This is a genomic window from Bacillota bacterium (assembly GCA_040754675.1).
Taxonomy (GTDB): Bacteria; Bacillota; Limnochordia; order Limnochordales; family Geochordaceae; genus Geochorda.
On record JBFMCJ010000088.1, the window covers coordinates 1 to 10,837 of the forward strand.

Sequence of the window (10,837 nt, forward strand, 5' to 3'; positions counted from 1 at the left end):
TTCCGCCATCCCCGCCCTCCTCTGCCCCCCAGGCCTTCCTTGAAGCAGCCCGGAACGCTCTCATGCCCGCAAAAGCGGCAGCACGCGTTCCCCGAAAAGCTCCAGCGGAGTGATTTCCGCGGCCCCGCGGATGTTGAGGATGAGATAGGAGGCGCCGGCGTCCACGAAGCTCCGCAAGAATGCGGCCACCTCCTCCGGGGTGCCGATGGCCGCCTCCCTGGCGTACCGCTCCCGCTCGACGTTGGCCGGCACGAACCGGCGCACCATCGTCTCGACGGCGCCCCGATCCCGGCCGATGATGACCGGGCAGGTGTAGGTCAGCTCGATCTCCTGCGGGTCGCGCCCCACCCGCTCGCAATGGGACAGGAGGACGTCGGCCTTGTGCCGGAAGTTGTCCAAGCTGCCGCCGAAGTTGGCGCGGTCAGCCCAGCGTGCCACCACCCGCAGCGTGAGCCGTTCGCCACCGCCGCCCACCAGGATGCTCGGGCGCGGCCGCTGAAGTGGCTTGGGGTCGCAGTAAGCGTTCTGGAGCCGGTAGTAGCGGCCCTCGAACGTCACCACCTGCTCCGTCCAGAGCCTGCGGATGACCTGCAGCGCCTCGTCGAGCATGCGGATGCGCACGGACGCCCTTTCGAACGGGTAGCCGTACCCCCGGTACTCGTGCTCGTACCAGCCCGCCCCGATGCCGAACTCCAGCCGCCCGCCCGAGATGACGTCGGCCGTGGCTGCCATTTTGGCCAGCAGCGCCGGGTTTCGATAGGAGTTGCAGGTGACCAGCTGCCCGATCCGCAGGCTCACCGTCTGGGCCAGGAGCGCCGAGGTCGCCGTCCAGCACTCGAAGACGCTGAACGAAGCGGGCGTGGGCACCGTGTGGAAGTGGTCGTAGAGCCACCCGGAGTCGAACCCGGTGCCCTCCAGGGTCCGCGCCACCCGCCCCATGAGCCGCCACTGCTGCTGGGGCGGCGCTTCGGCCGGCAGGTCCATCAGCCACCCCTGCGGGATCATGGCACCGACCCGAAGGGGCGACGCCTTCCAGCGGCGGGTCACGGCCGGCCTGGCCTGGGTCTGCACGGCCACGCCCATGCGCGCCTCACCTCACAGGGCGACCTTTTTGCAGGAGGCCTCATGTCGCGCTGCGGTAGCGCTCCCGCATCTGGGCGAGCGAAACGGGCTTGTAATCGCCGGCGTGGCCGGCGCACCCGAACGCCTCCATGCGGGAGCGCACCACCCCGGCGATGGCCTCCCGTGCCGGCCCGAGGTACTCCCGGGGGTCGAACTTCTCCGGCGATTCGGTGAACACCCGGCGGATGGCCGCCGTGACGGCCAGCCGGATGTCGGTGTCCACGTTGATCTTGCGGACCCCGAGCTGGATGGCCCGCTGGATGCTCTCGAGGGGCACGCCCCTGCTTCCCGCCAGGCGCCCGCCGAACCGGTTGACCTCTTCCACCAGTTCGGCCGGCACCGACGACGAGCCGTGCATCACCAGGGGGATGCGGACACGCCGGTAGATCTCGGGGACCAGGTCGAGCGCGAGCTTTGGCTCGCCCTTGAACTTGTACGCGCCGTGCGAGGTGCCGATGGCCACGGCCAGGGCGTCGCATCCCGTGCGTTCGACGAACGCCTCCGCCTGGGCCGGGTCGGTCAGCTTCACCTTCCCGGCCACGTCCTCCTCGATGCCGCCCAGGGTGCCGAGTTCCGCTTCGACCGATACGCCGCGATCGTGCGCGTACTCTACGACGGCCCGGGTCAGGGCGACGTTCTGCTCGAACTCCAGGTGTGACCCGTCTATCATGACGGAGCTGAAGCCCAAAGCGACCGCCGTCTTCACCGTCTCCAGGGAGTCGCCGTGGTCCAGGTGAACCACCGCAGGAATGTCGGGGTTTTCCTCGAGGGCGGCCTGGATCAGGTGCTTCAGGTAGACCAAATTGGTGTACTTGAGGGCGCCGCGGCTTGCCTGCAGGATGACCGGGGAACGGGCCTCGCGGGCCGCCTGCATGATGCCCTGGACCTGTTCCATGTTGTTGACGTTGAACGCGCCGACCCCGTAACCGCCGCGTTCGGCCTCCCTCAGGCACTGGTATAGCGTAACGAGAGCCACTTGCGTGCCACTCTCCCTTCCCGGCCGTAGGAGGACAGTTCCAGCGCCCGCCTGCTTCCTCCTGCGCCGGCTGCCCCAGGGAAAAGGAGGTGTCCGCGCAAGCGCGACGCCTTCATGGGGTGGCCCCCGGAAGTACGGCGCGGCGCCCGCCCGGGGCTTCCACCACGTCAAAGCCCCCGCCGTACGCCACCGACAACGTCCCCGGGGCCAGGACCTGGCCCGGAGGGCCTTCGGCGACGACCGTGCCGCCCGCAAGCAGCACCACCCGGTCGGCCAGCGCGGCCAGGTTCGGGTCGTGCACCACCATCAGGATGCCCGTTCCCGCCGCTTTCTTCTGGCGCAGCACCGCCACCAACGCGGCCTGGTGCTTCAGGTCGAGGTGACTCGTGGGCTCGTCGAGCAACAGGTAGCGACCTCCGGTCGCAAGCGCCCGGGCCAGCGCGACCCGCTGGCGCTCGCCGCCGGACAGGGCGTGCACGGGCCGCAATGCGAGCGAACCCAGGCCCGTGGCTTCCATGGCCTCCCGGGCCGCGGCCCTGTCTTTCGCGGTTTCGGCGCCAAGCCACCCCGTGTGCGGGATCCGCCCCAGCAGCACCACCTGCATGACGGTCATCCCGCCGGGCAGGAGGGTCTGCTGGGGCACGTAGGCCACCAGGCGCGCCCGCTCCCAGGTGGAGTAGCGGGAGATGGGCCGGCCGTCCAGGTAGATGGATCCTTTCCAGGGCCGCAGGAGCCCGGCGGCGATCTTCAAGAGCGTGGTCTTGCCGCTCCCGTTGGGCCCGAGGAGCGCCGTCAGGCCGGGCCCCACCGAAAGGGAAACGTCCCGGACGACGTCAGGGCCGCCGGGGGCGAAGCGGTGGCTGACCCGCTCAAGCTGCAGCATCGTGCTGCCCCCGCTTCAGCAGGTACAAGAAGAACGGCCCGCCGACCAGCGTGGTCACCACGCCGACGGGAAGCTCCGCGGGGCGCACGGCGACCCTCGCCCCGAGATCTGCCAGGACGAGCAGAAGCCCCCCCGCCAGCGCGGAGCCGACCAGAAGGCGCCGGTAGTCGCCCCCGACCAGCCGGCGCACGATGTGCGGTACCACCAGCCCCACGAACCCCACGATCCCCACCTGGGAGACCACCGCCGCCGTGGCCAGAGACGCTCCCGCCACCACGGCGAGCTTCAGCGCCTCCACGGGAAGGCCCAGGGTGGCGGCCACGTCCTCGCCAAGCTGCAGGGCGTTGAGGGCCCGCCCGCACGGGATGAGGAGCAGCATACCGGCGACCGCGTAAGGCAGGGCCGCGGAGAACTGCGGCCATCCGGCCATGGCGAGATTCCCCAGGCTCCAATTGAAGATGGATCGAACTCTGTCCGCGTCCCGCAGCATCAGGTACACCGTGGCGGCCGTCAGGATCGACCCCACGACCACCCCGGACAGCACCAGGTCCGTGGTGCGCCGGCCGCCGGCCGTGCGGGCGAGGCTGAGTGCCGCCAGGACTGCGAGCATGGCCCCAAGGAACGCCGCGGCCGGCACGTACGACAGCACCGGCCCCGCAAGCCCGGTGAACGCCGCCGGTAGCGCCGCGCCAAGTGTCATGGCCACCGCGGCTCCGCAGAGCGCTCCCGACGCCACGCCCATCAGGTACGGGTCGGCGAGCGGGTTGCGGAACAGGCCCTGCAGCGCCGCTCCCGACATCCCCAGCGCTGCGCCCGAAAGCAGCCCCATCAGCACCCGGGGGAGGCGAAGCTGCCAGACGATGGCCGGCTCCCCCGCCAGCTCCCCGCCCCGCAGCCCGTCCCGCAGGCTTGAGGCCACGTCGGCCCAGGAGACCGGCACGGTTCCCCACTTCAGCGCCATAGCCGACGCAGCGAGGACGGCAAAGGCCAGGCCGGCCCACCTCGCGGCGGGCACGGCGAGCGCGGCCGCCGGCGCGCTTCGCGCCCCGATGGCATCAGCGGATCTCAAGGTCGCTCCAGCTCGTCTCGCAGGGCCGGGTGCAGGATCTCCACCAGCAGCCGCAGCGCCTCGACGCTTCGGGGGCCGGGGCGGTTCAGCACGTCCACCTGCGCGGCGTTCAGGGCCACGACCCGCCCCGATTTCACCGCCGCAAGCCCTGCCCAGCCCGGGCGTTCGGCCACCCGGGCGGGCGTCTCCCCGTACGGCGCGTCGCCCAGGATGATCACGTCGGGGTCGGAGGCGATGACCAGTTCCGGGCTGATGCGGGGGAACAGGCCCAGCCGGGCCGGCACCACATTTCGCCCGCCGGCTTTCGAGATCATCACCCCGATGAACGAGTCCGGCCCGGCAGAATACGGCGTGGGATCGATCTCGTAGTAGACAGCCGGCCGCTCAGGATCAGAATGCGCCAGCTCCTCGAGCCGCTCCATCTCCCGCTGCAGGCTTTCGGCCACCTGGCGTGCCTGCGCCTGTTCGTTGAGCAGCACGCCCAGCGTCTCGAGGTTGCGGAAGATGTCGTCGAACGTTTCTGACCGCATCACGAAGACCGTCAGGCCGGCCTGCGCGAGCACCTGGAGGACCGAATCGTACTTGCTGAGCACCACCAGGTCCGGCTTGAGGGCCACGATGCGTTCCGGGACGGGGTTGTACAGGCTGCCCAGCTTGGGCAGCGCCCTGACGTGTTCCGGGTAATTGGAATAGTCATCGACGCCGATGAGCCGGTCACACGCTCCGATGGCGCAGACCGTTTCGGTCAACGAGGGAACCAGCGAAACGACCCGCACGGGCTCGGCGGGCAGCGTTACGGTCCTCCCCGCATCGTCCTGCAGGGTTAGCGGATAAGCGGCAGCGGCAGCACCGGCCGCAAGGGCGGAAAGACTCAAGAGAAGGACGATCACACCGACGAGCGCGGGGACGCCGGAGCGAAACTTTCGAAGGTGCACCCTGCACCACTCCCCTTCCTCGAGAGGTGCCCGAACCAAGCGGTGCTGAATAGAGAGCATCGGGCTCCCCTGGCAGGTATTCGGGCTTCCAGGATGTCCCGGCCGCTCCACTCGCGCCGGGCTCCCGGTTACCGCTGCGGGACAGCGCCGGACTTTCACCGGACTTCCCCACTTTAAGCCGGGACTACGCGCCCCGGCACCAGGGGCCGCTATTCAGTTATGACCCTCCAGCAGGGAGAATATCGCGTCTCCCATCTTCAGGCAAGAAGGGCGGCGCGGGGCGACGCACCGAAACGAGCCGCCGCGCGTCCCGCTTTCTCGAATGGCAGCAGGTAACCGGAAGCCTCTGCCCAATTCTGGTCCAGACCACCACCCACGACAGGGGGGTTGCAAAGTGCACCCGCTCGTGTCCCGCATGACGCTCGAAGAGAAGATCGGGCAGATGCTCATGCCCCAGGTGCTGCCCGACGAGTCCGGCATGCCCTCTGACCAGACCCGCGAGATGGTCTCCCGCTACGGTGCGGGCTTTGTCATCACCTACGGCCACCGCACCGTCCGGCACCTCGCCGAATCGAACAATCGCCTGCAGCGGTGGGCCGCCTCGACACGCCTCGGGATCCCGGTCATGGTGGGAGCAGACCTGGAGTACGGGCTGCGCCACAACGTCAGGTACGGTACGACAGCCTTCCCCCGCCAGATGGGCATCGCTGCAGCAGCTTCAGAGCAGCTTGCCGAGCAGATCGCGCTGGCCATAGCACGCCAGGCGCGTGCTGCCGGGGTTCACTGGAACTTCTCGCCGGTCGTAGACGTGAACACCAACCCGGCCAACCCGGTCATCGGCGTCCGCGCTTTCAGCGATGATCCCGAACGGGTGGCGCGCTTCGGCACCGCCATGGTCAGGGGCTACCAGAAGGGTGGCGTCGTCTCCACGCCCAAGCACTACCCGGGCCACGGGGACACGTCAGCCGATTCGCACGTGGACCTGCCCGCCGTTGCCTACGACCCGGACACCCTGCGCCGGGTGCACCTGCGGCCGTTTTCCGCCGCCTTCGATGCCGGGGCCGACTCCATCATGACCGCGCACATGATCGTCCGGTGCATCGATCCCGACCGGCCTGCCACCGTCTCGGAAGGCGTCCTGAGCGGCCTTTTGCGGCGGGAGCAGAACTTCCAGGGCGTCGTGGTCACCGATGCCATGAGCATGGGCGCCATCGCCGACCGCTTCGGCCCCGGTGAGGCCGCCGTGATGGCAGTGAAGGCAGGAGCGGACGTGGTCATGATGACCGGCTCCTACGCCAACCAGGTGGCGGCGTGGGTCGCTCTGGTGCAGGCGTCGCTCCGCCACGAGATCGACCCGGCGCGCATCGACGCCTCCGTGGACCGCATCCTGCGCCTCAAGGAGAAGTACCACCTGCTCGAGGCCGGCCACCCTGTCGATGCTCTCGTCAAGTCCGATGAGGCCGAAAAGGAAGCTTTCTCGCCGGCCCACCGGGAACTCGCCTCGGAGGCCTACCGCCGCAGCCTCACCGTGCTTGTAAACCGCGGAGCCCTCCCGTTCAGGCCGGACCGCGTGCGGACGCTCCTCGTCACAGGCCCGCGGGAGGCCGAGGTCGTGGCCCAAGCCATGCGGCGCCGCTTTGCGGCCGTTATCTCCCTGCCTACCCCCGGTAACGGCTTCGAGGGTTCGTTCAACCCCTCCCCGGATGAACTGGAAGCCGCCGGGCGCCTGGCCCGCGCGGTCGATGCCGCCCTGGTGCTCACCTACTCCTCGTTCAAGCCGCCCCTTGCCCCGGGCCAGGTCCAACTGGTGCGGCGCGTCCGGGAAGCCGGCATCCCGACGGTGGTGGCAGCGCTCGGCCTGCCTTACGACATCACGAGCCTCGGGGACGCAGATGCCTTCATCGCCACCTATGCGCAGGACAGATGGGGCACCCCAAGCCCTCTTCCCCAGGAACTGGCAGATGCTCTGGCCGGGCTTGTGGCCGGCGAGTTCGAGGCAACTGGCCGCCTGCCGGTCGCCGTTCCTCAAACCGCGTCACCATCTTCCCCCTGAGCCAGCACGAGTTGGCAGGGGTTCGGGCCGGGTTCACCACCCGGCCCGGTACTTGCTCCAGACCATCCCCACAAACCACGCCGCGTACGTGGCGACCAGGTAGATGACCGGCTCCTTATAGGGCGGGCGGAGATAGACCACGGCATAGCCGGTGTTGTACGACATGCAGACGATAGTCCACCAAAGACCGACGCCCCACTCCCTCACGAGCCACGTGCCGAGCACCACCATCACCTGCGAGACGACGAGCCCGGGCCAGGAAATCCGCATGCCTCCGCCGGCACTCGCCTGCAACCCGCTCCCCCCGCCTTCTGTACGCTTCTCGCAATCCGCCGAAACGTAGGGACGGGGCCCCGCCCTCCTTTTGCTGTCTTAGCCCCTACTCACCGCCGTGCGCCCCCGCAAACAAGGAGGCACGGCATGGGGTCTCAGATGCCGTGTGCGGCCAGGCCTGCGTTGAACGCCTCGCTCACCACGTGCGACCGGACCCGGGAGTAGACGGCCATTCCGACCCGGGCGCCCACTCGGGCGGCCTTCACGCCCATCTCGGTGGCGCCGCCCAGCGCGCCCATGCCGGCACCCACGAGCACCGCCGCAGCCATCCCGGTCCAGTAGCGCGGGCTCTCCGGCCGGTACGGGCGCGACCGGGCGTAGGTGTAGGCGGCGTCCGCCGCGCCCATGGCGGCGCTGAAAACGACCGGCCACCACTCGCCTGAGAGCTCTTCCTGCTCGCTCGGATCGATGGGGGTCCCGAACTCGGCCGGATCAAACGCACGCTCCGCATCGGCGGCCAGCGCCGTCGCAGGGCCCACCAGAGCCACGAGCAGCACCGCCGCCAGCACGACGTTCACCATCCGCACCGAACGTTCCGCCATCGCCCCTCCTCCTCCCAGGCTCCCTCGGTTATCAGAGGGCCACTGGCCCCGCCCTACCCGCCGGACTGGGGCACCTGGAGGTCCACCTGCCACCCGTACTCGGCCTCGCGATCCAGGGGCCGTTGCAGGGCCAGCGCGACCTCTGCGCCCGACGGGCAGTTCAGGGCAACGCCGGCCCATGCCCGGCCGCTCACCTGACCCAGCGGGATCGACACGCCCAGGCCGGCCCCCGCGTACACGGCGAGGCCATCCACCATCACAAGCCGCCACTCCCCGGCCGCCGACAGCACCGCCGAAGGGCGCGGGCCGGCCCTCGCCCCCACGGCTACCGAGGCCGCCACGACGGCGGGATCCATCACCCGGGAGACCGTGACCCCGACCACCTGCCCCGGAGCCGGCTCCTGCCCCGGGCGCTCGCCGTCGAGGAACCACTCTGCCGCGACCTCGACGGCACGTCCCGAGGCCGGGTCTCTGCCCAGCGCGGCGAGGCCGAACCCGGGCAGCCCGACCGACGTCTCCCACGCGGGTGGCGCAAGAGGGGCCGCCGCGCCGTCTTCCGCCTCGTACTGGCGCATTGCCCCGGCCCGAAGCGAAGCGGTGGCCTTCCACGTCACGCCGCCGGCTTCCCAGGTGAACCTCCGGCCTATTTCAAACGCCATGGTGACGGTGTCGCGGCGGAATCCCGGCAGGTCGAGGAGCAGGCCCTGCTGCTCGACGGAGTGAGTCAGCTGCCAGCGAAGTTGCCAGCAACTTTCCGGATCGACGCGGATCGCAGAGAAGATGCCCCTCGGCTCTCCTGGCCGGTTGCTGCCTGTCTGCGGTCCGGAGGCAGCCACTGCGCCGCCGGCCAGGGCGGTGATGAGGCCCACGTGTCCCAGCAGAGCCGCACACCGGAACAGCACGCGGCGCGTCACTCTACCACCTCGCCCCGCGCGCTCGCGTCATGAGGTGGAGGCCTGCCTGCGTGCGGAGCAGCGCGTGGTGCCGGCTGTGCATCCTCTCCAGGGCCAGGGCGATCTGGCGGCTCTGCAGGCCGAAGCCGTCCGGGGGGCGCAGGAAGAGCAGCACGCCCGTCCAGCGCTCTGCGAACCGGCCGGGGTCCAAGACCAGGTAGCCCAGGCTCGGATCGGCTAGATAAACGCCCCACGCATCGGCGTAGAGGATGACGGTGAAGTGCGGGCGGTCCGGGTTGACGAGGCCGAGGACAGGCTCGTCATAGCGTACAAAGTAAGCCACGAGGTGCTCCCAGGTGCTGCGCACGGCGAAGCTCTCGACACCCCAATGGGCCGTCACGCGCCCGATGCCGCCCAGCGTCGCGCCCCGACCGGCGCCGCGGCTGTCCAGGTGCGCCAGGAGCGAACGCTCGTCCGCCGCCAGGCCCATGCTCTGCAGCACGGTGGCGGCGGCAGCGTATCCGCACGTATGGTCGTCCTGCTGGCGCACGATGCCGGCAAAGCGCAGGGTGGCTTGACTCTGAACCGCACGGCCGCCGATCCCTGCGGTGAGAGAGCCGGCGACACCCAGCGCTGTCGTCAGTGCAACTAACGCCCCTCGCAACGCGACAGCCCCCCGAGTCCGGGCATATGACTCCAAGGTCGCACGTCTCCCGCGGCGCCCTGCATTTCTCGGCCAGGGGAAACAGCCGATGCACTCAGCCGGGCGTGGTTAGTCTACCTTAACACCACCCTGCCGCACAAGGAGTGTTTGGGCCGGCTATTGTGCAGGGAGAGGCCGCGGCTGGCCCGGGAGGCGGGCGCTGGTTCCCGACGCGCCAGTTTACTCCTGCTTGCGCGCTCACACCCCTGCCGGCCGGGAGGTTCCGGAGACTTCAGAGGGCCGGCAGGGGGGCTTGCCGGAGGCACCGGGAAAGCTGCGTCCGGTTCCGCCAGATCCTCGGGGGTCAGTCCCAGGCCACCGGACCGGCGCTGGCGCGCCCGTGCCGGGGTCCGCCTGGTGACGGCGAAGACACAGCCACGCAGGTCCGGATGGCCTCGCCGGCCAGGGGTTGTGCGCGGGCGTTGCCATACGTCTCAGCGGTGTCGCTGAGCGTGAGGCCGAGTTTGGGTCGAGTCATCACCGTCCGCCTTCCTCTGCCCGGCCCCTACCACGTGATGGCGTCGACGTCGGGCCAGTGATGGGACCGTTCGACCGGACCGCCGTCAGCGCCCGCCATGCTGCCGGACGGCGCCTGCCCGGAACGCCCCACCGTGATCACCATCCTGGCCGGAACGCAAACGATGACCTGCCCCGGCCGGTCGATCCAACCCGTCTTGACGCACACCTGGCGAGGGCAGGTGGACTCCAAGACCCTCACACGGCCGTCCCGCACCTCCAGGCTCATTTGAACGCCGCCCGCCGAAAGGCGGGCCACCCGGTCGGTGCGCAGCGGCAGCGTGAGAACGTGCTTCCCGTCCACCTCAACCCTCACGGCCGCTTCACCGGGCCGTGTGGCGGCTGCCCGCAGTCCCGCCGCGCCCGCCACCACGCGATACGCTCCCGCCTGGATCGCCAGCACCGCCAGGAACAGCACGGCCGTGACAAGCCCGAGCGTGCGGCGCCCGGGTGTCGCAGCCGGCACCGAATCCGTTGTCGTCCGGCCCGCTTTTCCGGACGCCAGCCTGAATTGCGCTACCCGCTCGAATGCCGGGAGCACCCTGTACGCCCCGGCTCCGATGGCAGCGCCGGCCGCGGTCCCGAGCGCCACCAGCGCGGGCAGCAGCCAAGCCGCGCCGTCGTGACCGATGATCGCCCGAAATGCCCCGAGCTGCCCGAGGTTGTGGGCGACGCCGCCAAGAACGCTCACGACGACCAGCCGCCGCCCGTCCCCAAGCGCCCACAGCCGCGCCGAACCCATGACCGCCACGCTCGCAGCCGCCCCTGCCATGGAGAGCCAGAAACCGGGGGCGCCCAGCCGGCCGCCCAGG

Annotated in this window: 11 protein-coding genes and 1 riboswitch; of the genes, 1 reads left to right on the plus strand and 10 read right to left on the minus strand. The window is 70.1% G+C overall.

Annotated features, from left to right (window positions below; all coding sequences use genetic code 11):
* Window positions 1–60 precede the first annotated feature (60 nt).
* The 5 genes from AB1609_07200 to AB1609_07220 all read right to left on the minus strand — a co-directional run bounded on the left by AB1609_07200 (window position 61) and on the right by AB1609_07220 (window position 4,940).
* The gene (locus AB1609_07200) at window positions 61–1,083 is read right to left on the minus strand and encodes an LLM class F420-dependent oxidoreductase (GenBank protein MEW6046253.1); all 1,023 of its coding nucleotides are present in this window, start codon (window positions 1,081–1,083) and stop codon (window positions 61–63) included.
* Between the two features lie 40 nt (window positions 1,084–1,123).
* Window positions 1,124–2,098, minus strand: a complete 975-nt coding sequence (fba, locus tag AB1609_07205; GenBank protein MEW6046254.1) for a class II fructose-1,6-bisphosphate aldolase — start codon at window positions 2,096–2,098, stop codon at window positions 1,124–1,126.
* A 112-nt stretch (window positions 2,099–2,210) separates the two neighbouring features.
* Window positions 2,211–2,981 carry an ABC transporter ATP-binding protein gene (locus tag AB1609_07210; protein MEW6046255.1) on the minus strand — a complete coding sequence of 257 codons (771 nt, stop codon included), beginning with the start codon at window positions 2,979–2,981 and terminating at the stop codon, window positions 2,211–2,213.
* A complete protein-coding gene (locus tag AB1609_07215; protein MEW6046256.1) occupies window positions 2,968–4,050 on the minus strand; it encodes an iron ABC transporter permease in 1,083 nt (360 codons plus the stop codon). Before AB1609_07215 ends, AB1609_07210 begins: the two co-directional genes overlap by 14 nt.
* A complete protein-coding gene (locus AB1609_07220; GenBank protein ID MEW6046257.1) occupies window positions 4,047–4,940 on the minus strand; it encodes an ABC transporter substrate-binding protein in 894 nt (297 codons plus the stop codon). The genes AB1609_07215 and AB1609_07220 overlap by 4 nt, the downstream gene beginning before the upstream one ends.
* A gap of 98 nt (window positions 4,941–5,038) precedes the next feature.
* Window positions 5,039–5,204: riboswitch (cobalamin riboswitch) on the minus strand.
* Window positions 5,205–5,379: 175 nt separating this feature from the next.
* Here AB1609_07220 and AB1609_07225 point away from each other — a divergent pair.
* Window positions 5,380–7,038, plus strand: coding sequence for a glycoside hydrolase family 3 N-terminal domain-containing protein (locus tag AB1609_07225; protein ID MEW6046258.1), 1,659 nt, complete (start codon window positions 5,380–5,382; stop codon window positions 7,036–7,038).
* Window positions 7,039–7,071: 33 nt separating this feature from the next.
* On the opposite strand, the gene AB1609_07230 is transcribed toward AB1609_07225, so the two are convergent.
* The 5 genes from AB1609_07230 to AB1609_07250 form a co-directional block, all read right to left on the minus strand.
* The gene (locus AB1609_07230) at window positions 7,072–7,332 is read right to left on the minus strand and encodes a hypothetical protein (GenBank protein MEW6046259.1); all 261 of its coding nucleotides are present in this window, start codon (window positions 7,330–7,332) and stop codon (window positions 7,072–7,074) included.
* A 134-nt stretch (window positions 7,333–7,466) separates the two neighbouring features.
* Window positions 7,467–7,913, minus strand: a complete 447-nt coding sequence (locus AB1609_07235) for a hypothetical protein (GenBank protein ID MEW6046260.1) — start codon at window positions 7,911–7,913, stop codon at window positions 7,467–7,469.
* 53 nt (window positions 7,914–7,966) lie between these two features.
* Window positions 7,967–8,827, minus strand: a complete 861-nt coding sequence (locus tag AB1609_07240; GenBank protein MEW6046261.1) for a hypothetical protein — start codon at window positions 8,825–8,827, stop codon at window positions 7,967–7,969.
* 1 nt (window position 8,828) lies between these two features.
* Window positions 8,829–9,470, minus strand: a complete 642-nt coding sequence (locus tag AB1609_07245) for a cysteine peptidase family C39 domain-containing protein (GenBank protein MEW6046262.1) — start codon at window positions 9,468–9,470, stop codon at window positions 8,829–8,831.
* A 544-nt stretch (window positions 9,471–10,014) separates the two neighbouring features.
* A partial coding sequence (locus tag AB1609_07250; GenBank protein ID MEW6046263.1) for a Gx transporter family protein occupies window positions 10,015–10,837 on the minus strand: 823 nt, incomplete at its 5' end.